Source organism: Brevibacillus sp. AG (assembly GCF_028369215.1).
Taxonomy (GTDB): domain Bacteria; phylum Bacillota; class Bacilli; order Brevibacillales; family Brevibacillaceae; genus Brevibacillus; species Brevibacillus porteri.
The window spans coordinates 648,339-675,101 of sequence record NZ_JAQMYO010000001.1; the positions used below are offsets into that span (position 1 = coordinate 648,339).

21 protein-coding genes and 1 pseudogene are annotated in these 26,763 nt (G+C 46.5%); 2 read left to right on the top strand and 20 right to left on the bottom strand.

Annotated elements, in window-relative coordinates; genetic code table 11:
• Positions 1 to 5 precede the first annotated feature (5 nt).
• A complete protein-coding gene (locus POF51_RS02770; RefSeq protein ID WP_017247082.1) occupies positions 6 to 299 on the top strand; it encodes a spore coat protein in 294 nt (97 codons plus the stop codon).
• A 731-nt stretch (positions 300 to 1,030) separates the two neighbouring features.
• Here the strand turns inward: POF51_RS02770 and POF51_RS32155 are convergent.
• From POF51_RS32155 to POF51_RS02795, 5 genes are all read right to left on the bottom strand, one after another.
• Positions 1,031 to 1,174 (bottom strand): hypothetical protein, encoded by a 144-nt coding sequence (locus tag POF51_RS32155; protein WP_170831553.1) that lies wholly within the window; start codon positions 1,172 to 1,174, stop codon positions 1,031 to 1,033.
• Positions 1,175 to 1,248: 74 nt separating this feature from the next.
• A complete protein-coding gene (locus POF51_RS02780; RefSeq protein ID WP_069845149.1) occupies positions 1,249 to 2,040 on the bottom strand; it encodes an SDR family NAD(P)-dependent oxidoreductase in 792 nt (263 codons plus the stop codon).
• Between the two features lie 188 nt (positions 2,041 to 2,228).
• Complete coding sequence (locus POF51_RS02785; protein ID WP_069845150.1) at positions 2,229 to 3,254, bottom strand: AraC family transcriptional regulator; 1,026 nt, start codon at positions 3,252 to 3,254, stop codon at positions 2,229 to 2,231.
• Between the two features lie 76 nt (positions 3,255 to 3,330).
• Positions 3,331 to 4,311 carry an ABC transporter substrate-binding protein gene (locus POF51_RS02790; protein WP_069845151.1) on the bottom strand — a complete coding sequence of 327 codons (981 nt, stop codon included), beginning with the start codon at positions 4,309 to 4,311 and terminating at the stop codon, positions 3,331 to 3,333.
• A gap of 145 nt (positions 4,312 to 4,456) precedes the next feature.
• On the bottom strand, positions 4,457 to 5,173 hold the full coding sequence (locus tag POF51_RS02795) for a helix-turn-helix transcriptional regulator (protein ID WP_318533222.1): 717 nt from the start codon (positions 5,171 to 5,173) through the stop codon (positions 4,457 to 4,459).
• Between the two features lie 386 nt (positions 5,174 to 5,559).
• On the opposite strand from POF51_RS02795, the gene POF51_RS02800 reads away from it, so the two are divergent.
• The gene (locus POF51_RS02800; RefSeq protein ID WP_069845153.1) at positions 5,560 to 6,384 is read left to right on the top strand and encodes a hypothetical protein; all 825 of its coding nucleotides are present in this window, start codon (positions 5,560 to 5,562) and stop codon (positions 6,382 to 6,384) included.
• 40 nt (positions 6,385 to 6,424) lie between these two features.
• On the opposite strand, the gene ybaK is transcribed toward POF51_RS02800, so the two are convergent.
• The 15 genes and pseudogenes from ybaK to POF51_RS02875 all read right to left on the bottom strand — a co-directional run bounded on the left by ybaK (position 6,425) and on the right by POF51_RS02875 (position 26,605).
• On the bottom strand, positions 6,425 to 6,904 hold the full coding sequence (gene ybaK / locus POF51_RS02805) for a Cys-tRNA(Pro) deacylase (protein ID WP_069845154.1): 480 nt from the start codon (positions 6,902 to 6,904) through the stop codon (positions 6,425 to 6,427).
• Between the two features lie 115 nt (positions 6,905 to 7,019).
• A pseudogene (locus POF51_RS02810) lies at positions 7,020 to 8,597 on the bottom strand (ABC transporter substrate-binding protein).
• Positions 8,598 to 8,770: 173 nt separating this feature from the next.
• Positions 8,771 to 9,007 (bottom strand): hypothetical protein, encoded by a 237-nt coding sequence (locus POF51_RS02815; protein WP_069845156.1) that lies wholly within the window; start codon positions 9,005 to 9,007, stop codon positions 8,771 to 8,773.
• A 92-nt stretch (positions 9,008 to 9,099) separates the two neighbouring features.
• Entirely contained in the window at positions 9,100 to 11,040 is a 1,941-nt protein-coding gene (locus POF51_RS02820; protein ID WP_069845157.1) for an AraC family transcriptional regulator, read from the bottom strand.
• Positions 11,041 to 11,184: 144 nt separating this feature from the next.
• Positions 11,185 to 11,475 (bottom strand): hypothetical protein, encoded by a 291-nt coding sequence (locus POF51_RS02825; RefSeq protein ID WP_017248341.1) that lies wholly within the window; start codon positions 11,473 to 11,475, stop codon positions 11,185 to 11,187.
• Between the two features lie 24 nt (positions 11,476 to 11,499).
• Positions 11,500 to 13,158: a hypothetical protein gene (locus POF51_RS02830; RefSeq protein ID WP_069845158.1), complete on the bottom strand. Its 1,659-nt coding sequence runs from the start codon at positions 13,156 to 13,158 to the stop codon at positions 11,500 to 11,502.
• Positions 13,159 to 13,160: 2 nt separating this feature from the next.
• Positions 13,161 to 16,628, bottom strand: a complete 3,468-nt coding sequence (locus POF51_RS02835) for a DUF4132 domain-containing protein (RefSeq protein WP_271753721.1) — start codon at positions 16,626 to 16,628, stop codon at positions 13,161 to 13,163.
• Between the two features lie 19 nt (positions 16,629 to 16,647).
• Complete coding sequence (locus POF51_RS02840; RefSeq protein WP_017248338.1) at positions 16,648 to 17,787, bottom strand: VWA domain-containing protein; 1,140 nt, start codon at positions 17,785 to 17,787, stop codon at positions 16,648 to 16,650.
• Positions 17,772 to 20,174: a DUF5682 family protein gene (locus POF51_RS02845; protein WP_069845160.1), complete on the bottom strand. Its 2,403-nt coding sequence runs from the start codon at positions 20,172 to 20,174 to the stop codon at positions 17,772 to 17,774. The genes POF51_RS02840 and POF51_RS02845 overlap by 16 nt, the downstream gene beginning before the upstream one ends.
• Positions 20,135 to 21,235 carry an ATP-binding protein gene (locus POF51_RS02850; protein WP_170831554.1) on the bottom strand — a complete coding sequence of 367 codons (1,101 nt, stop codon included), beginning with the start codon at positions 21,233 to 21,235 and terminating at the stop codon, positions 20,135 to 20,137. Before POF51_RS02850 ends, POF51_RS02845 begins: the two co-directional genes overlap by 40 nt.
• 199 nt (positions 21,236 to 21,434) lie before the next feature.
• Positions 21,435 to 22,295 (bottom strand): tryptophan 2,3-dioxygenase, encoded by an 861-nt coding sequence (gene kynA, locus POF51_RS02855; RefSeq protein WP_069845162.1) that lies wholly within the window; start codon positions 22,293 to 22,295, stop codon positions 21,435 to 21,437.
• Between the two features lie 80 nt (positions 22,296 to 22,375).
• The gene (locus tag POF51_RS02860) at positions 22,376 to 23,371 is read right to left on the bottom strand and encodes an aliphatic sulfonate ABC transporter substrate-binding protein (RefSeq protein WP_069845163.1); all 996 of its coding nucleotides are present in this window, start codon (positions 23,369 to 23,371) and stop codon (positions 22,376 to 22,378) included.
• Between the two features lie 30 nt (positions 23,372 to 23,401).
• Complete coding sequence (locus tag POF51_RS02865) at positions 23,402 to 24,157, bottom strand: ABC transporter permease (RefSeq protein WP_020477521.1); 756 nt, start codon at positions 24,155 to 24,157, stop codon at positions 23,402 to 23,404.
• Positions 24,090 to 24,932, bottom strand: a complete 843-nt coding sequence (locus POF51_RS02870) for an ABC transporter ATP-binding protein (RefSeq protein WP_069845164.1) — start codon at positions 24,930 to 24,932, stop codon at positions 24,090 to 24,092. Before POF51_RS02870 ends, POF51_RS02865 begins: the two co-directional genes overlap by 68 nt.
• A 188-nt stretch (positions 24,933 to 25,120) precedes the next feature.
• Complete coding sequence (locus POF51_RS02875; RefSeq protein WP_271753730.1) at positions 25,121 to 26,605, bottom strand: amidohydrolase family protein; 1,485 nt, start codon at positions 26,603 to 26,605, stop codon at positions 25,121 to 25,123.
• Positions 26,606 to 26,763 lie beyond the last annotated feature (158 nt).

Sequence of the window (26,763 nt, forward strand, 5' to 3'; positions counted from 1 at the left end):
AAGATATGGCTGGTATTCTTCAAGATATGATCGGCATGGGTGGCATGACGGATCAAGTAGTGGCAATGGACTTGCTAATCTCAGCCAAGAGTGGTGTGAGAAATTACGCCATGGCTCTAACCGAAACAGGCACTCCGGAAATAAAAGCTACGCTTACCAAACAATTGGAAGAAGCGATTGATTTGCACGAAAAAATTAGTACGTACATGATCGAGCAGGGCTGGTACCACCCTTGGAATGTTAACGAGCAGATTAAGTTGGATCAACAGAATATCCAAACAGCGTTGAATTTGCCATAAAGCACCCTTCGAAGGGTGCTTTTTCTCACAAGAAGACCAGCATGGGCGTCATTTCTACGGTGGAAGTTGGAAGGGGTGACCCGGAAACCATCCAGGTAAAAAAATGATTTCGGCTTCATTTTATGAGACAGTAACATCCTTTTTATTTCCTTTACAAATGAAGTGAATAATCCCTTCAATTATTACTACCACAATTAAAGAAAGTCCAAATAGCGGCATAATTACCCCCGTTACGCTAACATGTTCATTGGGCAGAAGACATACGCTGTGAAAATGTTAGAGACGCCATGGGCGTCTTTTTTCATTATCGCTGATAATAAAAACACACAACAGAATGTACCTTCTGTCGCGTGATCGTGAAGAATATGACGCCTTATGACGATAATCTTCCTCCATTAATTCACTATTATCGTGGATTATAAAAATCAGACAGTCTGAGATAGGCATGAATAGCGTCTGAAAGTCAAAGTCAGTAGTAGTGACAAAGATTATTATTCGTGAATGGAGAAACTTATTATTATTAGTGACAGACTTAATATTTCAAACAACAGGATGTATTAATGAAAAGTCCAAATAACCATTGGATTCTGGGTGACAAACTTTATTAAACATGAACACCTTCTGTTCCAACCACTTCTTCGCTTCATCCATATCTTTGCGATCAATTTGAAAGGCAACATGACGTAACGAAACGTGATAAGGGGTATCTACACGGTCTGTCTCCCATAACCCTAACCAGCTGCTCCTTTTTCAATCCAAAAGAAAGCAATGGTATCAGTCTGATGAGCGAGTTCCAAATCCAGTTGTTTGTAAAACGCAATGGATCTCAAGAGATTTTTGACAGGTAAATGTGCTTCGTATAATCCTTTAATCATACTGGACATCCTCCCTTGTCTTTTTCAACATTATCGTATCATATGTATGATAATATTGGCAATTCTGATCGCAGTTAAAAAATAGTTGGCACCATGCCCCCGTCTATACGGATTGGTGAACCTTTAAATGCGGTTGCATAAGGGCTGGATACGAATGCTACGAGCCTGCCTATTTCAAAAGGCTTGATAAACCGCTGTAATTCGGATTGGGGCAGGTTTGCTGCCATAAATTGCTTTTCTTTTTCCGAAAATGCCATATCATCAGGAAACAAACGATCGATGATTTGATATACATTTTCGGAAAGCGTTGGTCCTGGCATGATTGTATTGGATGTGACTTCTGTTCCTACCGTTAATTTAGATAGGCTTTTTGATAGTGATAATAGCATCGATTTCGTCATGCAATACTGAGGCATTTGCCCTGAAGGCATGATCGCTTCTTCACTTGCTATAAAGATGATTCTTCCATAATTGTTCTTCAACATGTTCGGTAAGTAAAATTTAGATAATCCATTAGCGGCAAGGACGTTTGTTCGGAAGTATTTTTCCCATACTTCATCGTCCACGTCTTCATAGGACATGATTTCATAAATACCCATATTGTTAACGAGAATATCCACGTTGGGATATTTCTCAAATATAGCTTCTCTTTGCAGCCTATCCACAATATCAGCCGTAGCATTCTGAGGAGAAGTAGCCGGGAATTGCGACTTCAATTCATGTACGATTCGCTCTACCTCATCATTATTTCGTCCATTTACGAGGACATTGACTCCTTCTCTGGCAAGCTCAATGGCAATTGCTTTCCCAATACCTTTCGTCGATCCAGTAACGAAAGCAGTTTTGTTCCTTAATCCCATATCCATAACACTTGTCTCCTTTGTAGCCATTCACGGCAAGCTGACTAGAAGTTAATCTTGGAACATCCTAGTGCTCCGGATTGAGATTATCGTACTTTGTCTGGATCGTTCGGTAACTAGCGTACAACGCCAAATTTCTTGCTTTACCCGCCAAATAGTGAAACCGGGAAAATGGTAGCCCTGCTTGGAACGGGTTAGCTTGGAAATTCTTTGACGGCGGGATTGACCCTAAAGTATTCGGAACGCCAATTGGAAGGTGTATCGCCTTCCCAAAGGCGAAAGGCCCGGTAAAATGAGTTCTGATCTTCGTATCCAATTAAGAAAGCCACTTCTTTTATATCGAGCTTGGGGTCGGCCAAGTATTCTCGTGCCTGTTCATGCCGAGCCTGTGTCAACAGTTGCTTGAACGTTGTGCATTCATCCGTAAGACGGCGCTGCAAGGTACGATCGCTCATGCCCAGCTCGCTGGCAACAGCTCGAATATCAAGGCGGCCTCCGGTTAGGCTTCGCTTCAAGATCCACTTGACCATCTCCGCAATGGAATGACTGCACTGCTCATCCAATGATCGGTTCAATACAGGTGTCAATATCTCCAACAATTCTTTGTTATACGAAAGAAAGAGGCGGTCCAGATCGCGTCGATGGAGTGTTAATCGGTTAACGGTGGCACTAATCCGTATCGGGCAACCGAAGTAAGCTTCAAGAGCAGTGACATCCCCCATCGAGTGAGAAAATTCCACGGACTGTGCAGTTAAACGCGTGCCAGTGCCCCGTCGCCCAAGTTCTAGAAGAAAGGCTAGCGTGGTTCCAACCAAGACTGGTGGACCGGATTGCTCGGTGTGCATCCACTCCAATTCGATTGTACAGCGCTCGCCCTCCTCTGTTATACGCAGCCTTTCCGGAGGGCACAGTTGTTTGTATCGGGCCATTCGATTAAGCGCGTCGCGATAGTCACGAGCATGGTAGGTCGCTAAAACAGTCGGTGGGTATTGTGCCGCTTCAAAGGTGGTAGAAAGCTTGATGATTCCCATAGCAGTGTCACCAATTAGATCGGCGTACGCTTGCCAGATTCTGAAATATTGGGCAGTGGTGACTACAGCTGGTTCTGTAAAAATGGTGAGCGGCAGGCGCGCTCTGCGAGCTAGGTCGAGGGGGGCAATCCCTAGTCGTTGTAATCCCGCCCAAAATCCCGCCGGGAAATTTATACGGTCTGCTTTCATTACGTATGGATCTCCTTTAGTTGCTTACCGATTCGTTCCGATTATGATTAAGTATACAGGAAGGTGATCGTACCCGTTATTTATGCTTTCCCATCGCTTTCATGATTTCTTCAATCCCGTCTATTTTCGCAAGAGCCATCGGTCCAGGTAACGACGGGTCTGCCAATTCATAAACCTGGTTGTTTTTGACGGCGTTCAAGCTATTCCAGACGTTGCTTCCTTTCAAGGCCTCCTTCACTCCACCTTGGATCGGCGCTTGCCAATTATTGATGACGAACAGATGGTCTGGATTTAATTGAGCGAGGCTCTCCAATGAAAGCTGTCCATTTTCATTGGCCCCTTCTGTACGTCTCAATCCAAGTCCATCATAAAATGGATCGAAACGTCCATCGTTCCAAGTAATGAACTGCTCTTTCCCTCTGTACATGATGAACATGACTGACTCCTGACTGCGAAAGGCGAGCTCTTCTTTGTATGCCGCCGATTTTCGATCAAACTCAGCTAGCACATTCGTAGCCTTCTCCTCTTTTCCAATAATGGCTGCCATTTGTTGTATGGTTTCACGCCAATCACCAGCCTGTGTCAAGATGACAGTGGGTGCAATTTGCGATAATTTTTCGTATTGGTCGCGCATGTCATCAGCGGCAATGATGACATCAGGCTGAACAGCCAGCAGCTTCTCCAGATCAACCTCCATCCCCAGATCGATCATATTTTTATCCGCTACTCGTTTACTGAGACTGGGAAAATTCGCTGTAATCGTCGATACACCTTGGGCAGCAATCGGATACTCATCCAAAACGGCCAAATAGTCAACAAAAGCAATATACGGCGTTGCGATTTTTATTGGTTTTTCCTGAATGACCGTTTCACCTGATAGATGCGAGATCGTCCGTGGAAAAGCACTCTCGCTCTTTACAGGCGTTGAGTCTTGGTGTTCCTTTTGTTTGTTCGTAGTTGGTGCAGTTGTTTTTGGGCTCGCTCCTCCACTGCATCCTGCTATCATCAGAACGAAAATGATAGCAAGGGCCATAAAAACAGTACCTTGTCGCTGCATACTCCGTCTTCTCTCCTTTTTGAGGCTCTCCTACATAAAACATTATGTAAATGAGATTCGTTATCAACGCCCCAAATGATACTACTGGTCGGTCATCCATACTACCTGTAGACGGAATAGTTTGCTGGTTATCGGGATACTGAGCCTACCTATTAGAGGAACGTCTCACGAATACGCTTGGATTGACTCCATATTTCTCCCGGAATGCTTCCGCAAAGTAGCTCGTATTCGTATATCCGATAGCACTCGAGGTTTCGGTCACATTCATTTCCCCTTGTTGAAGTAAAAATAAGGCTTTTTCTAACCTCTTTTCTCGCAAGTAGCCAAAAACGGTCGTACCAAACATTGCTTTAAAACCTGTCTTCAGCTTGTAGTCGTTTAAACCAATCATTCGGGACAGCTCAGGTAATGAAGGCGGGTCTACCATGCATTCCAACATGATCACCCTTGCCTGCGCGATCTTTTCTTTGTCTCTTTTCGATAAGGGAACAGACGCCGTTTCGCTATCAAGCAGAAAGGATTGAAACGCCATCGAAAGCAGTCCCAAAACGCCTGTTTCCATCTCAATCTTTTTCGTTCCCGGTTTGGCAACGTACTGCATCACACGCTGGAGGGCAACGGAAGCGGCAGGAGACAGCTTTTCCTGAAAGATACGAAACGATTGTTTTCCAAGAACTTGTCCGAATTCAATGGAACGCTGTCCATTCGACTCCTCCATAAAATGATGAAAGGTCGACACAGGAATACCGATGCCAAGCATGTAGAACGGCTCATTTCCAACATATTCAAACCTTGCTTCCACTTCTGAAATGAATTGAAGCGAGCAAAGTCCTGGCAGCAGCTGGTGCTCTTTGCCTTGCACGCTTATGCCTCTCTCCCCTTTCAAACAAAAATTAAGCTCTACCATAGGGCTTTTCGTAGATAGAGAGATGCTCTGTGATCGGTAAAATGTATAGTCGGATACAACCACTTCCATATCATACCGAGGAAGAAACCGGCGAACATACCCCTCACCCATCTCTGGATGAAGGGTCAGTTTTGTTTTCTGATCCACATTTTGTGATTCCAGATTCATTCTGTCGAAAAAAAGATGAATGTTTTCTTGAATATTTGTAGAACTCAACTCTGTCCACCCCATCCGATGCGTAAAATGCACGTGATAATCATTCTCAAATTATAGCGGAATGAGGAAAGTTTTACTATGATATGGGAATAGTGGCTCATTTCAGCAAGAGAGGTGTTGTTCTAATGTTAGATTTAGCAAGTCCATTATGGGGTAAGCTACAAGGTCCTTATGGTTTGTCTGATCGCGTCCCTGCGCTCATCCAGCATGTTCAGCACGACTATTTTTCCGAAGAAAAAGAAGAGTTGTATTGGGAGCTTCTCTATCATCAAAATACGATTTATCCATGTACATATGCTGCAGTCCCCTATTTAGTAGAGATCGCTTTAAAAACAGAGAGCGCTGATATTCTGTTGGACATCTTCATAACCTGCGGCATGTTCGAAGCCAGTAGCGAAAATGCGCCTCAGATGGATGTACCATCGGAGTTTTTACGAGATCACACACCGTTATTGGATCAAGAGACCATCAGAGAGATCTATCGTGAATACCGACGTGCCATTCTATCACTGACAGAGCAAACAGAATCAATCCTTCACCTAGCACAGATGGGAGAGCATGATGCAGACAAGCGCTACATACTGGCTGCGGACGCTGCGTTTCGTGGGGACAAAGACATTGCCAACATGCTTCTCACCTTTTCAGCGGGAGACGAATATGTAACGGTGTGTCCGACGTGCGATCAGTCTATCTACATATGGCCCGATGAGGAGGAGGAGATCTTGTTCGCTTACGAAGACGATCCCGTTTCTCACGGTACAGCGAAACGATTTTCAATCATCGCCAAAAAACCGGACATGACAAATAACAGCGGACTTCAGAAATTATACCGCCGTGCGCTTGAGATTGAGGATAAAGAGCTGCTTGCCCATCTTCCTTATCTTGCTGGTGAATTGAACTGCTGCTCATGCGACACCCCTATCCAGGTTTGGACGGGACTCTTTCCATAAATAGCAAAAAGGCCACAGTTAATGCCGTGGCCTTTTTGCTTTAGATTGCAGATACATCTGCCAAGGAGCCTTTCGTTGCTTGTAACAAGCCCTCTACTGCCATCTCGATCTGGACGCCAATGTTTCCGCCACTGACGATGATCGTCTCTAACGATTGTGCTCGTTGATCGATCACCGTTGGAAACAATTTCTTCATCCCCACCGGCGAACATCCACCACGAATATAGCCAGATACTTTGGTGATCTCCTTCACGGGAATCATCTCGATCTTCTTCTCTCCGACTGCTTTGGCCGCTTCTTTGAGATCAAGCTCGGCTTCAACGGGAATGACAAACACATAATACGATTTGCTCGACCCTTGCGAAATCAATGTTTTATAGACAACATTCTTTTCGCGACCGATCTTTTGGGCGACGGCAATTCCGTCGATTTTCCCATCATCCGTCGCATATGTCAGCATGGTGTATGCGATTTTTTCTTTATCCAAAATCCGCATCGCATTCGTTTTTCCTTGCTTCACGCTAGTCCACCTCCGCTACACGCTGGTCAACAAAATATAATCTATCTTAGGGGATGGCGTTCTACTTTTCAACCAAAAAACGCCACTGACACAAGCATGTCAGCGGCGTCTCGTATTATTGAATCGTTACTTCATCAATCTCGATATGGCCTGCAGGGCTAATCCATACACCCTGTACATTCTTTTGAATCGCCGCCAAGTTCTCGGAGAATCGGAACGGAATAAGCGGAGCTTCGTTCATTTCGATTTGTTGTGCTTTTTCATAGATTTGTTTGCGTTTTTCTGCGTCTGGTTCTCTGCGTCCTTCGTCAATCAGCTTGTCCACTTCCGGATTGTTGTAAAAGGAATGATTTCCTGGTGCGCCATGTGCTTTTGAGTGATACAGGTTGGCCTGGTTGTAATCGGGATCGCCCGTAGCATTCCCCCATCCACTCATGAACAGGTCTGTCTCCCCTTTGGATGCTGCTTCAATATAAGCCCCGAATTCCATAACATCCAGTTGCAGGTCAATGCCGATTGGCTTTAGCTGTTGCTGCAAAACCTCGGCTACGCTAATTCGTGCTTTGTTGTCATTCAACGCGATTTTTGCTTTGAAGCCGTTCGGATATCCAGCCTCTGCGAGCAATTGCTTGGCTTTCTCGACGTCATACGGAATGTCTTTTACATTCGGGCTGTACCCAACCATCGCTGGTGTAATCGAGGAGTGAGCTGGCGTTCCTACGCTATTGTAAACGCCTTCAATAATGGTTTTCTTGTCGATTGCGTGGGCAATGGCTTGGCGGACACGCACATCGTCAAAAGGCTTTTTCTTTGTATTCAATCCGATGTGATCGACAGAGAACCCAGGGTATCGCCCCAACTGCATCGATGGAGAATTTTGCACGCGATCGATGTCCGTCACAGGCAGGTTTTCTGCCACTTGAACTTCACCTGTCTCAACCATGGCGAGGCGAGTCGTGTCTTCTGGTACGGTTTTGAAAACAACTTTATCCAAATTTGGTGTACCGCCATAGTAGGTATCGTTTCTCACGAGAACCACTTCTTGGCCCGGCGTCCATTTTTCGAACTTGTACGGACCCGTACCGGTTGGATGCTTGCTCAAATCTTTTCCATATTGTTCAATGGCTTTCGGGCTGATGATGCTTCCCTCTGCACTCGCCAAAACAGACAAGAGCGGTGCTTACGGGTAATTCAGAAGAAACTGTACTGTGTACTCATCTACTACTTTCACTTCTTTGATTGCTTCAAACATATTAATCCGGCTGGAGCCAACGACAGGATCTTGAACGCGAGCGATCGTTGCCTTTACCGCTTCCGCATTGAAAGGTGCTCCATCATGGAACGTCACGCCTTGGCGCAGCTTGAACTCCCACGTCAAGTCATCGAGCTGCTTCCACTCACTTGCCAGAGATGGGACGTATTTGCTTTCTTTATCCATGCGGACAAGCCCCTCGTATACTTTGTGATGAACGATTGCTGCTGAAGGGATTTGGGACAGGAAATGCGGATCGAGGTTGTTCGCATCGGACAGACGAGCGATGACGAGGGTTCCTCCTGTTTTGCCAGCTTCCGCAGTACCCCCTGCTTGTCCAGCGCTAGTGGACGCATCCTGCCCCGACGAACACCCAGCCAAAGCCGCAGATACCGCGATTGTCATGGCAATCAGCGTGTGATAAAAGCTCTTCTTTTTCATCTGTGTTCCCCCAATTCTTGTTGCAAATGTTTTAGCATTCAAACATGTTTTATTTTAGATAATATTCAGTCATTATATTTTCACTTTATTTACCTTTATTTTCAGTTTCTTTACAACTTTGTATATAAACAAAAAACTCTCCCCGGTGGCAGCGAGAGAGAGTGATTCAAAGATTATCTGACAAATTCACTTTTTAACAACCCATATTGAAAATTTCCATTCCGGGGATCACAGTGATGCGAGTTGATCGTCCCTACCAATTCTCCATCCAAGGTTTCAATCGCAAGCCGCATATTGTCTCCGTCAGGGACTTTGGCTACTTGTTGCTCTGTACACACTCTCGCTCCCGCTTCGGATCTAGGAAAATAAATGGCATCAGAAGCTCTTGCTACCTGGCGAATCTTGATCATTTTCGTGAAACTTCTCCCAATCGTCGGGAACAACGGTGCGTAATCTGACCTTCTTCCCTTCCCACAGGTTCACAGGCAGCTCTAGCTTTCTCCTATTTCTTCTGCGTGGTCACAAGCCAATCTGCTAGCTCTTCTGTTTGCGATAAGGTTGCAATCGGATCGAAATACCAAGATTTATCCTTTTTCCAGATGTACACGCGATTATTTTTTACAGCATCAAGGGTTGCCCAAATAGGATCTGCCTGCAAATCGGCCAAAGTTCTTTCATCGGATGTCAGGATGATGTAATCACCCGAAAAAGTAGGCAGCACCTCGCTCGATACTTCCACAGACTGTTGCTCCATAACCTCTTTGGCAACCGCTGCGGGTGGTTTGTATCCAAGCGCTGAATAGACGGCTTGACCGCCTCTTCCGAAATTATCCCCAAACACGCCGGTGTTTTTACCCCAATCCTGCATGATCGAGAACGTAGCATCTGCTGGGATTACCTTCGCAACCTTTTCTCGGGCTTTGGCGATACGCTGATCGTATTCTGCCAACCAAGCAGTTGCCTCTTTTTCTTTCCCCAACAGGTTTCCTACAAAGGTGATCTCTTCATGCACGTTTTTCAGTTCTCCAAAGGGAACGACTACCGTAGGCGCGATTTTTTTATATTGCTCATAGGCTGCTTCATTTCCCGTTACAATTAAGTCTGGCTGGAGCTCGAGCATTTTTTCCAGCGATATGTTTTCGTATTCCCCGATATTCTCAACGCCTGCCAAAGCCTCAGCAAAGTACGGATTTTTTAGATTCAGCTCTGGCGTTCCAATTGGCTTTACATTCAAGGCGATGAAGCTTCCCAAATACAGATCCACGATGATTCGCTTCGGTTCTGCTGGGATCTCGATTTCCCCTCTTATGGTCGAAACTTTTCGGGTAAGGTTGTTGTTTTCAACTGCATCTGTTTGTTGAACGGCTTGTCCGACTCCCGTCGTGCTAGTTGTAGTTGAGCTCGTGGTGCATGCACTCAATACGAGCGCAAAGCAAAACAACAAGGTAGCCACCATGGGTACTTTCCGACTGTACATGGATGAATCTTCCTCTCCATCATAACGATAATGATTCTCATAATCGTCATTACTATACCGTCGAACACCCATCATAACAATGGACAATCCACGCGATCTGTATGGACGATTTTCCGTATCGATCTCCCTTGCACCTCGTTGTCTGAAATGTCCAGGTGAAATTCCCGTTAGCTTTTTAAAGATTCGCGTGAAGTATAGCCTGTCCGTATAGCCTATTTTTTCAGCAATTTCTTGGATTGGTGCTTCTGTATGATGCAATAGCTCCTTGGCCTTTTGAATTCTCACTTGGATCACGAAGTCAATTAAGCTGTTACCCGTCTGTTTTTTGAAGAGCCTGGATAAATTCTTGGCACTATACCCAAAATGCTGCGCAAGTGAATCAAGTGTAAGTGGCTCATGGTAATGAGTATGTATATGGGAAATGACAAGCTCGACCACATCGGGCTTATCTGTATAGCCTGCTTGCTCTTGCAATTGTCGCAAGATATGATGAACAAACAGGTGAAAAAGCGCCTTCACGTGGAACTTTTGCAATTGATTGGAGCATTGCCATTCCTCGTAAATCTGATGAACGATGTCAAACATCTTCAATGGATGATCTGGCTTCATCTGATAGATTCGCTGAAAAGCGCTCGCTTCTTCCCGTAGAATGACACGATCATTTCGCCATGGCCAAGGAAATGACACAACAGCCTTATACAAAATGAGATAATAAGTGAACTCCTCGGCGGTCAAATGAATGTCCAGGCGAGCACCTTTGCCCGCATGCAAGACCGTAAACGGTTTGACGTCAACATTCAAACCGTCCAAAAAAATGTGAGCACTCCCCTTCGTGCTATAGAGAAACCCGCTCGTCGGCAATCGATACGAAGTCAGTTTTTCGCCTCCATTTTGATACTGCTTTCGAACATCTATGATTTTGATTGTGGAATAATTCCAGTATAAAGCGACGTCTTCTAGCCTCATCCCATCTATCCTCCATTTCCTTCTGGTGGCCCATTCCTCTCTTTTCTACTATTTTATTGATAATAATTCTCATCGTCAAATTAGTTTAGACCATAGAAAAAAGAGAGACTCTTCAAGAATCTCTCTCCTTATCCTACACCCGAATTACAATGATCGAGTCATAGGCTTTTTCATCATATTGACGTACTGCACCACATACAAATACTGCTGCGTTAACAACTCCGCATCCGCTTTTACTTCCTGCAAATAGCGATTGCCTTCCACTTGTAGGTCTTCGATCAATGAGGCGAGGAAGCTCATATCGTATTCGGTCGCGAGTTCTTGCAGCTTTTTCAGCTCCTGCAAATCTTGCCTGTCAAACTTATGGATTCCTTTGAGTAACAAGCGTTCCTGCCAATCAGTCAGGTTTTCGGTAAAGGAATATAACTCCTCCATGATTTTACGTCCACTCCCTCACCGTTATAGGTCTAACTTAAAGCTCGTCAGCGATTTGCCCTGCATGATGCTAATCGGATAAAGCCCATCTCCTATTTTTTGCACAAGCAAATACACATCGCGCAACTCTAGCAGCCGCTTGTTTTGTTCGAGATGACGTATATTGCGGGCGAATTCCCCCTGATAAGAGATGCTCAATTGGAGGGAATGACATTGCTCGTCTTCGATCGTCAGAAGCAACTGCTGTGTCTTCTGATCGAATTCGACTTGATTGAACTTGTTCGCTTTCAATATAAAAACCGAGTCCAACGCAGTCTCAAACATATCGCCTGCCGTGTCCTTCCAGTCACTTGACCAGTCGCCAACGAGCACCTTGCCGAGATCCAACTCTTCGATATTGTCCCTAGGAACGATGGTTAGCCGTGTATCCTCGCTGGAAGACAAGCGCTGCTCCCGATTCGTCTTCGCCTGTGTCAGGATGACCTGTGAATGAGAGAGCTCCTCCATCGAGATCAACTCGCCCCAGGGTACCTTGCCTTTATAACTGTCCTTAAAGGAAAAGGATATGCCTTCATAATACACGGGGCGCGCTTCTGTATACGTGTAGATGCGCTGATCAGAGAGCGAATAAAAGTAATACGTAATCCCCTTGTACCCTGACCGCGTCTCCCATGGATTTGCTCCCAAAGCATACAAACTTAACTGCGGAACCATATGGTACTTACTTTTGAAGCTGCCGAGCAGCTGCTTTTTCGCTTCGGTGTGATCGATCTTCTCTAGAGCAATCAAACTAAGATACACCCGGGAAAGTCGATCGAGCAGCGCTTCCGTTGAAAACTTGACATGGCGCTGAAAAAATAAGTTCAGCTCCCCATGAATGCCGCGAATGTCCTTTTCCACGCGGGGAAGATTGCCGTTATGCGCAGCAATAGCAAGCAGCTCCAGCCGTGTACAAATCGTCTGGGATAGCTTCGCCAAGCCGATGCCAAGAATCTCTGCGATCAGCGATTTGGCTTCCGCTACGACATCAGTTTCGTAGCTGACATCGGTTACGGATGCTTGTAACTGCTCACGATCCTGTAGCTGATGCATGGCCCGATAGCGTAAAATGACCTCCAGCTTGTGCAAGCAATTACCTTTCGCCTTGCAGGTGCACATGCTTTTCCCGATCTCCGATTCACTGTCAAAAGATACGGATATATCTTGGGTGCGCAATGTCATGGTTAAAAAGGATGTTTCAACGATCTCCATTTCCTCGAAATAGTCGAGGCGAAACAACACTTCTTCCAACTGCGCTGGGGTAAAAGCCTTGCTAATGTGAGTCGGCTGCAATTGCAAGAGCCAGCTAAAGTCAGGCTTGTAGGTCTCCAGCTCTTCCGCGGTCTCTGCTCCTGCTTGCAAATGGTTTTGGGCATAGTAGACGATGGAGATGATGACATGCTTGCATATCTTGTCAGATGGACATGAGCAGGAAAAACGATTAATATCTGCATGAAGTCGGCATACGCTGTCATCTGACAGCGCACACTCGACGTAATCGTCCCCGAACTCGTAGGAAACGTTCATTCCTTTTTCCATTTCCTTGATGGAACGATTGTAAATTCCTTTATTCGCGTATTTGATCAGATACTCTTCGTTGCACAGCGCGATAAACCGATGAAATTCTGATGTAAAATCCGCCATCGTTATTTTCCTGCTGCTCGCATGACATCATAGACGGTTTCGCTGAAAATGCGTGTTGGAATATCGGTGAGCTTCAGTCGATCCACTGGCTTGAAGTAAAAATGCTTGTACTCGGCATCTTTATTCGGAAAGAAAGCCAACGCTTCCAGCTTCACATCCTCCATGCCCTCCCAATACGAAATGCTCGCCCCGCTGATTTTCAGCTCAGCCACCATTCCGTCATACAGTTTGTAAAACTCATAATAATAACCGGCATCGAGCGGCGTACCTTTGACCCAGCCGAATTTCTCCATCATTTTCGCAAAAGCGGTAGGTGAATATGATTCAACAGGTAGGCGGAGTAATTCATTGGCTTTTATTTCTTCTTCCGTAGGCAGGAACGCTTCACGATTCAACTGCTCGAATGGTTGGGTAATTTCGTAATCTTCCAGCTGAGTACGCCAGCCGTTCAACATCTCTTCGTCCAGCTCCAGTGGGTGAATCAAACCAATGAGCTGCTCATCTGCCAACTCATACTCATCCTCGTCCACGGTGTTAAATGTCCCATCGTCCATATAGCGGAACGTATCTACGAGCTTACCATCCTCGTATACACCCCAGATGAGCCCGATTGCGAATTTTTGCATCAACACGTTCTCCACAAAGAGACGTTTCCATGCTGCCGTTGACCAATAACGCGATTTGGACAGGGACTCCTCCAGACGAAGAGATTGCACTTTCACCATATTTTTTAGGTCTTTTTTCAATTGAGCAAAAGTCAAACGTGCTTGTTCTGCCTTCTCCTGATCGTCTTTCGCGGACGGTGCAGGCAGATTTTTGACTGCTTTTCCTGTGCTGTCGTTCGTGACTTCCAGCTCCAGCTCGTTGCTGACTTTGACCGTGAAGGTGCGGTCCCCGTAGTCAAACACTTGCTTGCCGGACGCATCGAAGCCGAGCGTGGTAACCAGTCGGTCTTCCAGTTCCATCGCGGAAATGTTCTGATTCGCAGCCGCCATGGACAGCGCCTCTTCTGCTGCTGATTTGACTTGCCTGTTTTTGATCGTACGCTTGATCTGGTCAATTAGACGCAGCGCCGTCAAATCATTCGAGAACGACAGAGCACGCACACCATCCGCAGCCAAGGCACCGCGAGAGTGATCTGTCCAATCCTTGATCATCTGACCAATGGTATCGACTATACGTCGATCTCCGAAAGCGACGCAGAGCGGCATGACCCATTTTTCTTTGGCGACTGCTCCATTATCGAGCCATGTGCGCAAAACTTCTACGGTAAAGTCAGCAACAGATGCCGCTTGCAGAGACGGTTTCAAGTCAAGTACCAACTGGTTTGGCGCTGTCGGGAAATCGATCGAAGCGGTTAGCATGTACTCCATTACTTCCTGACCCAGCTCGTTGCCGTCTTGGTCGCGAAGGACTGGCATGCGCTCCAGTGGCATCCATTTAATTCGTGTGAGCTTGCGCTTGTCGGTCAGGTTGCCTAAATGGGTCAAGCTCGCATCTGGCCCTTGCTCCTCGGCGTCGATAAATGTTTGTAGCAGCGTTTTAAATTTGCTGCTCTTTTCTGTTGTCAACATCTCTTGGAAAATTTCCTTGTTATTGTCCAAGGAGCGAATCGCATCAAGCGCCATTTCCTTGACCTTTGCTTTTTTCTCGGTTTGATAGACGTGCAAATAAAGTTCCTTGTCTTTGGCCTGAAGAAACGCTGCACCAGCAAAGCTGCTCACTTTCTTCGAGCTGTCACCCAATCCGAGCAGAATCGCTTGGTTGCGCAATTCCTCTGACAGCTTCTCCTTTGCCGCTAATAGGGTCTGCATCACAAACACGCGAAGCTCTGTATCCAGCTTGTCAAAATGAGCCAGACTCATTTCCGGATTCGCTACGACCAACGAACGATACACCTCTTCATTGACGTCTGTGTAATAATAGTGCGTCTCCTTGATCGACAAAATCTGGTAGAAAAGTGTCTGGATATCTACAGCTTCGTCCTTCTGGTAATGATCGATGATACCGGTCAATCGATCCTGGAACGCATGAGCGAAGCACATATGGCCTACTCTGCGATTGGACTTGTCATTGTATTGGCACATGAACGGAATCAAACGCGCAATAAACGAATGGTCCACAGGCAAGAAGCTCAGCAGGATCATCTGCTGCCTTACAAGTTGTAAGTCCTCCAGATGCACATGCTCGAGCACATCCTCTAGGACAGCTTTGTCATCCAAATAGTTCGCCAGCTTTGTCGAGCCCTTCGCACGACGCAGCGCGTCTTGAATAATCCCTTCCAAAGAAGGCTGGAAATCGGAGAGATCCACACCTTCTGCCGCCAGCGTTTTGTGTAAAAATCCTTTGACCATTGGGATCGAAGCAAGCTCAAGCGCTCGTCTTGATCTCGTTACGTCTTCTTGCACCAGCTGCTTCACTTGCTCCCAATTTGTCGGCGGGGATAGCAAATGCTCGCGCAGGCCCAGCAGTAGATCGTAAGGCTCATCCATGTGTACGAGTCCAAACAGTCTCTTATCTTCGGACAAGATATCAAGCGGGAACATGTCAAAAAGGATTTGCAAGGTGTTGTGCAGCTCCCGATCCATCTCCTCTTCCTTCTTCAGGAATGCACTGATCCCGCCTTTGACGTGAATGCGGAAGTACAGCAAGCTGATGACTAGCTCCATATAACGTTTCAAATGTTTCTGGTTCAAAAGGGAGCCTTCCTTGACCTGCTCTCCTGGATAATACTTATCTCGCAGTGCAGCCTTTTTCTCTTTGACGTATGAAGGATACAACGACTCGTTGGTTAGCAAATTGTTGCTCGAAAACTGCATGGTCACGACTTCTTTGGCAATGGTATGCAGCTCTTTTATATATTCGCGCGTATCACCTGTAACCAGGTAATAATAGATCGGCATCAGCTTTTCTTTTGCTTCTTCCAATAAGCTCGGAGAAATCGTGTACGCATACGAAATGAATAGCAAAAATTCGGCCCGATCAAATGTCGAGGAGTAATCACGGCTGATGCTTGCGCGATAATCCTCCGCAGCTTTTAACAAAAATTCGCCAAATAACGCATGCCCGAAATGCTCGACCGTTTTTCTCATGGCCTCCAATGCCTTCTGATCTTTTGCACGGATGTCAGCATCATTGATTTCCTTCATACCTTGCAGTTCGATCTGGTCCAGGAAGCATTCATCCATCACATTTTTCTTATCGTAAAAACGGTTGCTTGCCTTGTAGATCAGCACAGCTGCTCGATAGAAAGCCAGCTCTTCTCCGCGTTTTTTTAGCTTGTCAAATTCGGATCGAACCGTATAGCTGTAAAACCGCGGGTCCTCTGCGATTGCCGGGCATTCGTCTGTGTCACCTGCAACGTAATCAGCGACTTGATCGTACAAATGCTTGTTTCGATCACTTGCACTGATAAATTCCTCCACAAATTTCTTCGTAACCGGATTCAGATCTGTCTTTCGTAAAACCATTCCTTACTCCTCCTTCTCTCTATTTGATAACCTTACCAATCCACTGCGCGAGCTCATCAGGCGTGATCGCGGCGACATTTGCTCCCATATCGCTCAATACCCTTGCAGCATGCTGGTTGTACGTAGCGTTGCCCTCGAAATCTAAAGCCGTCAGCACTAAAAACTTGCAGCCCGCGTCTATAATTTCCTTGCTTTGGCGATACATTTCCTTGATCGGATAGCCCTCCTCCAAATCGCTGACGAGGATAAATATCGTTTTCGATGGATTTTCGAGCAGTGTTCTTCCGTATTTGAGCGCTTGGGCAATATGAGTCCCCCCACCAAGTTGCACACTCATCAGCACATCGACCGGATCATCCAGTCTATCGCTCAAATCTACGACCTTTGTATCAAAAATAACCAAATGCGTCTTCAAGGCAGCGAGCTTGTAAAAAATACTTGCCATAACGGAGCTGTAAATCACAGAGTCCATCATACTGCCGCTCTCGTCCACGACAATGACGATGTTCCATTTGTTGTGATGCTGGATATTGCTGTGGAAATACAGCTCATCGATGATAAAACGGCTTTTTTTGCGATCGTAGTTTTTCAAATTTTTGCGAATCGTTTTATGCACATCCAGATTTTTCATCGACTTCGTATAGCCGCGTTTGTGGCGATTGCGTTTGCCGACAATGCTGGTCTGCACCTCATTTTCCAGCTGACGCCGCAGATCGTCTACGACCTTGCGTACAATTTCCTTTGCACTTTTCACGACCTCTCCTTTCATCCTGCCTTTAAATTGGAGGATGTTTTTCAAGAGGGTCATGTTGGGCTCCATGCTTTCCAACACTTTTTTGTCTGTCAACAGCTCTTTCATGTTATAGCGGTCCAGAGCTTGCCGCTCGAGGATTTCTACCGTCTTTTTGGGAAACAGCTTGCGGATTTTATTCAACCAGACGGGAACCGTCAATGCCGAATCTCCCCGGCCACCTTCTTTTCGATAGCCTTGCTCTTCGCCGTATTCACGGTTGTATAAAAATTCAAGAATCGAGTCCAGTTCCTGATAGGAAAACTCGGATGATTGATAGACCCCGCTGCCTTCCAATGATTCCTCGGCATGAGAGCCCAATAACAACCGCCAGCGGTTCAAGGCTTCGCGGCTCAAATCAGGTTCCATTTGGCAAACTCCTCCTTGATCGCTTCATCGAGCATGCGGGCATCACGCAAGGTACGCTCATCGATGACTGGATTCGTGACTTGTTCCACCGTCGTTTGGAAGAGAGTTGCCACTTTTTCCGAGAGCATACTAATTTCCATTGGGCTAAAATATGTAAACGCTAATCGCAGTTCAGGCACCACTTGCAAAAAGTCGTCGTAGGCCAAGGATGTAATCATCTGATGCAGATCGCGCAATATTTCTTCTTGATGAAAGAGGTAGTCACGAGCCACGATAAAAACGCCATGTAAATACGCGGCGGTATGCAGCATTTGCTCAGGCGAGCCGAACATATAGGCACGCGCACGTCTGGAGATTTCTGCGCGTTCTATCACTTCGAGATTGCACAAGATTGCGACCACCACCCCCTCCAGTTTCGCGGGGAGCTTGTCGTTACGCAGCAATTCCAGCAGTTGATCACTGAATACCTCTTGGGAGTCATCCGCCTGTCTCTTTTCACTCAGCATGTACAGGAATTTGAGCTGATCGGCCAACTCATCCAGTTCGTTGGGGTTCGGGTTTCCCTGCTCGACGATTTTGGTCACAGCCTGGTAATATACTTCTTCCACCAAGTTCTCCAGCCGTTCTGTCTCGATAAGACCGAACAACCTTTTTTGCTCCAAAAGAATCGTGAGTGTCTTCAATGTTTTGCAAAGAGAGAGAAAATGTCCATCCTGCCTAACGGACCCTTCTACAGATTCAAAGAGCCTTTCCGACAACTCTTCCAATCCCATGACGACCGCCATCATAAGCCATTTTGCCAGCTCATGGCTCTGGTGCTGCGGCATTTCTTTTACCATATCGGCTAGCTTTTGCGCAGCTGCCTCCTTCACAGTCCCGCCATAGACCGAGCTTTCGATCAGACGGGCTTCGACGAAGGAGGAATAGCTGTAGCGCCATATTTCTCGGACAAGATTGACATTTCGATTGTTCATCCAGTCTGGTCCGGATTCTTTCGCGCAAAATTCTGTACCCAAGAACTGCATGCAGTGAAAAAACTGGCTGGCTTCGCGATGTGACTTCTTGGCATACAGCTCTAGCACCTTCTGATTGCGCCCTGTTGTCGTGATCGCGAGCTTTAGTGATTTACATCTGTCTTTGCAATCGCGAACGATAGGCACATCCAGTGAATTTGGAGCAACCTCACCAATTCCATCTCCTGTCAACAGCTCTCGCAATGTCTCGATCGGCTGTGAGGTTGCAATCGAGCGCTCGCCTTTTGTAAAAGCAGAGAGAACGGAATCGATCAACTCATAGGCGCCGCCCTCAGCCTTTTCCCGCATGACTGCCATGCCGTTCATGAGGCTGTACGCTTCAATCGCATCCGCAGTCGACGTCGTTTCTCCTTTATCACGTAGCCTTTTAAGCAGTTGCGGGAGGTACACCAAGGCGCTTTTCGAGAAGGGAGCACGCTCCTTCTTCTCCAGTGCCTTCCACACACTCTCGTAGTAGTGAACGTACGGCATCCCGCTTGCGTATCCATTCAACTGATCCGCTTCCTGGTACGTGTACACCATCGGATATATTTTTTCTTCCTGCACCTTTTGTATCTTGTAGGAAGTCTTGCGCTCCTCGATGAGTCCGTATGTATGAAATCCCCCGGTAACCACGAGAATTCTCGCATGCTTTTGCTTTGCCTCTGCAATTTTTTGACGCATGTGCGCCTCGCGAATGAAATCGCCTTCCGCTTCCAAAGTAGCGTCATCATAGCATTTTCGAGACAGGTAGCAGTAGGCAAAGACATCCTTGACGAAATCCTGCGTCTGTTTGCGGATACCATCAATCTCAAAAACTTTTTCCCACAGCTCATCGAAGTTCCGGCATTTCATCGTCTGGCACAATCGCTGAATAAACTGCGAGCCTGCCAGCATGCGCTCATCGTGATAGGACAGCTTTTCATTCTTCTTTTTCAAATCATGGCCGTCTTCCAAGCTTTCCAGGCGACTTCCGTAGCTTAGATCAATGAAAGCAGCAGGTATCTGACGGCGTTTTGCTTCAACCAAGGCTACATATTCCGGCGAATACAGAAGAAACGGAAAGTAACAGACGTATTTTTGCTCCCCTGAGGCGTACGCGTAATAAATGCTCACAGGAGGTTTCGTCCGTTCATCCGTCAAGATCGGAATGATATGATTACTATGGTCCGGGCCTTCAATCAGAATGATTTCCGGTTGATACTCTTCGATCGTTTTTTTCAAATGAAACGAGCAGGCAGGACTATGATGACGAACCGGGAAATAGACGACCTGTTTGCTGAGGTTGTAGACCTCTTCTTCGACGAATGATTTTATGAAGCGGTCTTGACCGTTTATTTGATCCATTTCTTCTCGCTGTAATAAGTTCCCCATAGACCCTCTTCCTTTGCCCGTTCTTTGACCACTTTGGTAAAGTAGGTTTTCAGGATATTTGCGTCCTTTTGGTTTTCCTTGACGACCGCTCCCAGCATGTTCTGTACCAGTCGATCCATGGAAATGGGCCTGCCATCATAGTAATGGGACGTCATTGCACTTTGGACATAGACGGAGACGGCTTCGGCTGTACTCATCACGGATTGAGGGGAATCGATTTTGAATCCTTCCTTGGTCTCGCCCATACGCAGTTCCATGAAGGTCGTCGCCAATATCTCAACCACATCCCGATCGATTTCGATGTTTACGCCACTTTGCTCCAGAATTACTTTTGCTTGAGATTCGATAATTTGTGCTTCCATTTTCACATGATTAATCGGCGCGATCGTCTCGAAGTTAAAACGACGTTTGAGCGCGCTGCTCATTTCATTGACGCCTTTGTCCCTCAAGTTCGCTGTTGCAATGATATTAAAACCGGGCTTGGCAAACAGGATGCCGTCTGATAGCTCGGGAATGTTCATCACCTTGTCGCTCAAAATACTAATCAACACGTCTTGAACCTCAAACGGACAACGGGTAATTTCTTCGAATCGCGTAATAATCCCTTTGCTCATACCGGTGTATAGCGGCGAAGGAACCAGCGCTTGCAGCGAAGGACCTTTGTCCAGCAGCATCGCGTAGTTCCAAGAGTATTTGATCATATCCTCTGTCGTGCCAGCGGTGCCTTGGATCGTATTCGTGCTCGTACCGGAGATGGCCGCAGACAGCAGCTCAGACAGCATCGTCTTTGCCGTTCCTGGTTCACCGACGAGCATCAAGCCGCGATTGCCTGCCAACGTGACGATCGCACGCTCAATAAGCACATCGTCTCCATAGAACTTCTTCGTAATCGGTATACTTTCGCCCTCATAAGAGAGAGGTTCATCCGTTCCTAAAATAAAATCGCGCACAGCTCTTGGCGACATCAGCCAATTGGGAGGTTTTGTCCCTGTATCATGGGAACGCAGCGCATTCAGCTGTTTTGCATATAACACTTCCATAGGTGGTTTCATTGTTTCCATCCAAATGCCCACTCCATTTCTGGTTGTTCTTGAAATATATGTATACCACTAAAAATGAAAACATATGTTTGTTAGGAAAAGAAGGGTATTTGTACCCAATATTAGGAAAGATATGTGAAAAGATGTGAAAAGAGTACTACATGCTAAAAAGCGCCCTGGGTCCCCAAGACGCTTTTCTCGCTTTTTTTGAAGAGTTTTTTTACAACAGCGTCCGCAAGCTCCAAAGCTCCGGGAAAAAACGGTGATCGAGTGCTCTGCGTAAGTACATGACGCCTGATGACCCTCCTGTTCCCGGCTTTTGGCCTATGATGCGTTCGACTGTCGTCATATGGTTAAAACGCCATTGTTGTTGCTGGCTGGCGATATCCACCAGCTTTTCTGCCAACTCGTACAGATCCCAATACTGGTTCACATTTCGATACACGGTCAGCCAGGCATGCTCTACAGTCTGATTTGGTTGATATGGTTGTGACCAATCGCGATTCAAACATTCCGGATCAATCGGCAAGCCACGAGCAGCCATCTCCCTGATCGCCGCATCATAAATGCTGGGCTGCTGCAAGGCCGTACTCATTTGGGAATGAAGCTCTGGTTGATGTGCATACACCGCTAGGACATGCTGGTTCTTATATCCTAGCGTAAATTCGATGAATCGGTTTTGATAGGATTGAAATCCGGAGGAATGACCCAGCTTGTCACGGAACTGGAGGTAATCGGCTGGCGTCAATGTAGAAAGGACATCCCACGATTTAATCAATTGCTGCTGGATACGCGAGACTCGCGCGAACATTTTGAAAGCAGGCTCCAGATCATGATTGCAGATGCATTCATATGCTGCTGACAGTTCGTGCAAAATTTGTTTCATCCATAGCTCACTCACCTGATGAATGATAATAAACAGCATTTCATCATGATGCGTGGATTGACATTGTTGACTCGACAAGATTTGATCAAGCTGTAAATAATCGCCGTACGTCATTTCTTTTTGGAAATCCGTGTGAATCTGTGTCTCCAATGAGGTGTCGTTCGGTTGATTACTTCCTTGTTCATGTGGTCTCATCGCGGCATGACCTCCTTTCCCATCTAATTCCTTTCTACCTCTCGTTACTCCTGCTGAATCTCCATCCTTCTCACCCGATATTATTTCGCTGCTTCTAAATATTTCAAATCGATCAAGCCGTCGATTTTATTACTGGAAATATAGCCGGCTTCCTGGCTGATATCTGCCATTTCCTGAATAACTTTTTCATTGACCTCCGTTGTTACTTCCAAACGGGAAAAGGCTGCCTGCACTTCTTTTTTGCTCAGCTCTTTGCCAGTCAGATTTTTCAAATGCTTGATGATCAGTTCTTGGCTTTCTTCGGGATTTTCCTGAATGAATTTGACTGCTTTTTTATGTGCTTGCAGATAGGCGGTTGCCAATCCTTCTCTTTTCAGAAATTCATCGCTGGCTGCTACCACCGTATTGGTTGATTCTTTCCCCCAAGCGAATTGATCCCAATCCAGAAGCAATTTTCCTTCGGCCTGATTTTCCAGTACATATCCCCACGGCTCCTGAGTTGCTGCACCATCGACGGATTTTTGCACGAATAATGCTGCCGTATCTGCTGGAGCCGCAGCATACAGTTCCACATCTCCACCATTCGTCGTCGGTTTCAGACCAACCTCACTCAGTGCTTTTCTGAGCATGACATCCTGCGTGCTTCCGATTACCGGAATCGCGATTTTTTTGCCTTTTAAATCTTTTAGTTCCGTAATATTGGTTGAACCGTTCATGACGAGCACAGCTCCACCATTAACTGCTCCTGAAATCAAACGATACCCAGGATGCTTGACATAAAAGTTCAATAGCGGCCCTGGCCCGACTGTCCCTACGTCAATCGCCTTCGTTGCCATTGCTTCCATAAACAATCCGCCATTGGCGACCGTTTTTGTTTGAATCTTCATATCAGCACCGAAGGCTTCCTTAAAATAGCCTTTCTCCAGCGCGATGATCGTGGCACTATGGGTCAGATTTGGGAAATATCCAATCCTTACTTCCTTCTCAGAGGATGCTGCTCCGCCAGTAGAGCAGCCGCTCGCAATCCCTATCAATAATAGGGATGCGACAACGGTCCTGAACACTTTTTTAAGCATGTGACGACACACTCCTTAGCCATTTTTCTTTTATGAATGGACTCCCCACTTCATCTGAACGTTGCGTTCGATGCGTGAAAAGACAACATTATCGACGATGGTACCGATGATCGCAATAATGATCATGACTGATATCACCAAATCCATTTGTCCAAGTGAACGTCCCATCTCGAGCAGTTGCCCAAGACCACCGCCACCCCCGAGCAATTCACCAGCCATGAGTGCCCGCCAGGAAAATGCCCAAGCGATTCGAAGTCCAGAGATGATCTGCGGTACAGATGCAGGAAGAATGACTGTTCGTACAAAGTGAAAGCCAGACGAACCGTAAGTCTTGGCCACCCGCTGATATAATGGCGGGACATTTTTAAAACCGCTGGTCGCGTTGACTGTCATCGTCCAGGTCGCCCCGATCGTCACAATGAACAAAATGGAGAAGTCATTTAAGCCAAACCAAATAATCGCAAGCGGGAACCAAACAATGCTCGGGATAGACTGAAGCGCCGTCACCACAAAGCCAAGCGTATCTTCTACGAGTTTGTACCTCCAAATGAAGTAACCCAATATCAGACCGACAATAATGGCAATGAGAAAGCCCAACAGGATTCGTCCCATGCTTTTTCCAATCGCAGCGGTAATTTGTCCGCTTATCAATCCATTTACGAGTGTTTCGAAAACCTGGGTCAAGCTGGGAAACATGAAAGATGGCAGCCCAGATAATCTAGATGTGACTTCCCATATCGCCGCTATCATAGCGATGAAGATGACCCGTCTTAAAGCTGTAGTCATTGCCCATTTCCTCCTTCAGCACCTTTTCTATCTCTTCTTGCAGGATCGACAGCACCTTCTGCTCCGTGTTTAATGTCACACTGTCCGGCATGACTCCATCGCGCAAGGCAGGAACCGCAATGATTTCCTTGATTTTTCCGGGGCGTGTGGCAAAAACGACGATCCTCTCCGCAAGTTGAACGGCCTCCCGGATATTATGGGTGACGAAAAAAATCGTGACCTTGGTCGTCCGCCAAATCTCAAGCAACTCCTTATGAAGAACCATCCGCGTCTGTTCATCCAGCGCCGAGAACGGTTCATCCATCAGCAAAATATCGGGTTCCATGACAAGTGCCCGAGCTATGGCTACACGTTGCTTCATCCCTCCTGAGAGCTGATGGGGATAGGAATGAACATACTTGCTTAAATGAACCATTTTGAGTACTTCCAACGCCTTTTCGTTGGCTTTCGCTGTAGACATTTTCTTCAACTTGAGCCCGTATGTAACATTTTCCAAAACCGTCAGCCATGGAAATAATCCCGCTTCTTGAAAAACGACGACTCTATCGGGGCCGGGCTTATTCACTTTGTTGCCAGCAACGTATATGTCACCGCTGTCCGGTTGATCCAATCCGGCAATTAAGTAGAGCAGCGTCGATTTTCCACAGCCAGAGGGGCCTACAATAGAAACGAAGCTGCCCTTTTCCACTTCCAGATTGATATCATCCAGCACCTTTACTTTTTGTTTCTGCTGATTCACGAAATGTTTCGTAACATTATCAATAGTCAGATACATGGCTGCACCTCTTTTTATTCCAACTTTGTCGATGGGGATTATGAATAAATAATGATTAATCCTATCGTTTTTGTCAACTATAATCCAATAAAAAAGGGAAGGCGGCGGGCACCTTCTCCTATTCAATGCGAGATCCAAGTTTTATGTGCAGCATTAGACGTCGTCTTCTTTACCTACTCCTTTTTCCCCTACAACTTCGTCGGATCAAATCTTCTCTCATCCAAATAAGCTCGCGCATGCCCCCAGAAATATTTGCTTGGCTGCATGTAGATTTCTAGACCTGCCCGCTCAATTGTGCGATTCGCCTCTTCATTCGCTTCTTTGAGAATTTGCTTTTCATCCACAGTCAAAACACGGCGCTCGTCCATAATCAGCTCACCATCGACAATGACATGGTTCACATCTCCACCGACTGCCTGATAGACGATACGATGGACGTGCATGTTCTCTGGATTTAAGTGGGCCTGATGCATATTTACGGTAATGACATCCGCTTTTTTACCAGCCTTAAGCGACCCCAGCTCGTCATCCCAGCCGACACAGCGTGCCGCATCAATCGTTACCATTTCCAGCAGCTTGCCCGGCGGGAGGTAATAATAATCCCGCAGCGCCGCTTGTTGTAGCAGCTGCATTCTGCGCATGGCCTGGAACATGTCAAAAGGAGTCATCGGCGAGGTGCCGTCTGTCGTAATCGCAACAGTCGCTCCCATCTCCAGCAATTCCGTAATAGGGGTGCGTGCATTGATTTGACCAAAACCAGGAGAAGCACTCACATTCGTTCCGGTTTCGGCCAAAATTTTCGCCTCGTCAAAAGAAATTCCCCGACAATGCTGCAAGTGTACGTCTGGACCGAGCAGCGCGTACTCTTTGTCTTGAATCGCGAGGTGAATCATGCCTCCAAAAGCATCGGAATGGATGCGCGTGTCGTACTTTTTCGCAATCTCCCTGATTTTCCGTGCTTGGTACCGGTCGAAATCGGTTAAGCCAAACAATTGGTCAGCTGGTGTCGGATAGGATGGATTGACAGAGGTCACGATGACAAATGGAGTTATGTATGCTCTGGTTTTAGCGTTATTCGCGTGATTCAGGGCTTCGATCACTGCTTCTGCTCCAGCGAGCACCTGCTCATAGGTGACTTCCTTCGTTACTTTTTGTCCATCGACCCAGCGGCTGAAGGGATGCGGCCAAGGTGGATTACATGGACCAGTCGCTACGATTTCGCGAACACCGACCTCGTTGTACGCTTTGGCGTGATTCAAGGCAAAGATCGGATCATCTGAGCGCGGCATCGAGCCCAAGACGCTAACACCTGTCGTAATCCCTGCTTTAAGCCGCTCCAGTGCTGACAGCTTTCCCTCGTAATACCAGAAATCGTCTGTCACGTAGTGCTTGTATGTGTTGGTCATGATTGGCATCCAGTCATTAATATTGTCCGTCGCAATCGTTTTGAACAAGGAATGTCCGCCATGACCATGTGCGTCAATGAAGCCTGGCAGTATACAATGATGCGCGCAGTCGACTACCTTTTGCGCGGGATACTTGTCTTTTAGCAGTGGAGTGTCGCCTACCTCCAAAATTCTTCCTTTATCGATGGCGACTGCCCCGTCCTGTAATACACGACGGTCTTTGTCCATCGTAATGACTACGCCGTTTACGAGTAACAAATCGATCAAGTTGCATCTCCCCCAGCCTCAAGAATAAGGGCGGTGCCCATGTCACCTACTTCCCTCCCTACACCTTACCGCAATTTCGACATCTTGTATTTGCAAGAAAATTACAACTTTTTATAATATGTTTACCTGTTGGTTCTAAATGGAAAAACCACCTTTCC

Bases quoted from the DNA above. Each gene is read 5' to 3' on its own strand.
- POF51_RS02770 (WP_017247082.1), top strand. From the start codon at position 6: ATGGCTGGTATTCTTCAAGATATGATCGGCATGGGTGGCATGACGGAT.
- POF51_RS32155 (WP_170831553.1), bottom strand. From the start codon at position 1,174: ATGATTAAAGGATTATACGAAGCACATTTACCTGTCAAAAATCTCTTG.
- POF51_RS02780 (WP_069845149.1), bottom strand. From the start codon at position 2,040: ATGGATATGGGATTAAGGAACAAAACTGCTTTCGTTACTGGATCGACG.
- POF51_RS02785 (WP_069845150.1), bottom strand. From the start codon at position 3,254: ATGAAAGCAGACCGTATAAATTTCCCGGCGGGATTTTGGGCGGGATTA.
- POF51_RS02790 (WP_069845151.1), bottom strand. From the start codon at position 4,311: ATGCAGCGACAAGGTACTGTTTTTATGGCCCTTGCTATCATTTTCGTT.
- POF51_RS02800 (WP_069845153.1), top strand. From the start codon at position 5,560: ATGTTAGATTTAGCAAGTCCATTATGGGGTAAGCTACAAGGTCCTTAT.
- POF51_RS02815 (WP_069845156.1), bottom strand. From the start codon at position 9,007: ATGATCAAGATTCGCCAGGTAGCAAGAGCTTCTGATGCCATTTATTTT.
- POF51_RS02820 (WP_069845157.1), bottom strand. From the start codon at position 11,040: ATGAGGCTAGAAGACGTCGCTTTATACTGGAATTATTCCACAATCAAA.
- POF51_RS02825 (WP_017248341.1), bottom strand. From the start codon at position 11,475: ATGGAGGAGTTATATTCCTTTACCGAAAACCTGACTGATTGGCAGGAA.
- POF51_RS02830 (WP_069845158.1), bottom strand. From the start codon at position 13,158: ATGGCGGATTTTACATCAGAATTTCATCGGTTTATCGCGCTGTGCAAC.
- POF51_RS02835 (WP_271753721.1), bottom strand. From the start codon at position 16,628: ATGGTTTTACGAAAGACAGATCTGAATCCGGTTACGAAGAAATTTGTG.
- POF51_RS02840 (WP_017248338.1), bottom strand. From the start codon at position 17,787: ATGGAACCTGATTTGAGCCGCGAAGCCTTGAACCGCTGGCGGTTGTTA.
- POF51_RS02845 (WP_069845160.1), bottom strand. From the start codon at position 20,174: ATGGGGAACTTATTACAGCGAGAAGAAATGGATCAAATAAACGGTCAA.
- POF51_RS02850 (WP_170831554.1), bottom strand. From the start codon at position 21,235: ATGGAAACAATGAAACCACCTATGGAAGTGTTATATGCAAAACAGCTG.
- kynA (WP_069845162.1), bottom strand. From the start codon at position 22,295: ATGAGACCACATGAACAAGGAAGTAATCAACCGAACGACACCTCATTG.
- POF51_RS02860 (WP_069845163.1), bottom strand. From the start codon at position 23,371: ATGCTTAAAAAAGTGTTCAGGACCGTTGTCGCATCCCTATTATTGATA.
- POF51_RS02865 (WP_020477521.1), bottom strand. From the start codon at position 24,157: ATGACTACAGCTTTAAGACGGGTCATCTTCATCGCTATGATAGCGGCG.
- POF51_RS02870 (WP_069845164.1), bottom strand. From the start codon at position 24,932: ATGTATCTGACTATTGATAATGTTACGAAACATTTCGTGAATCAGCAG.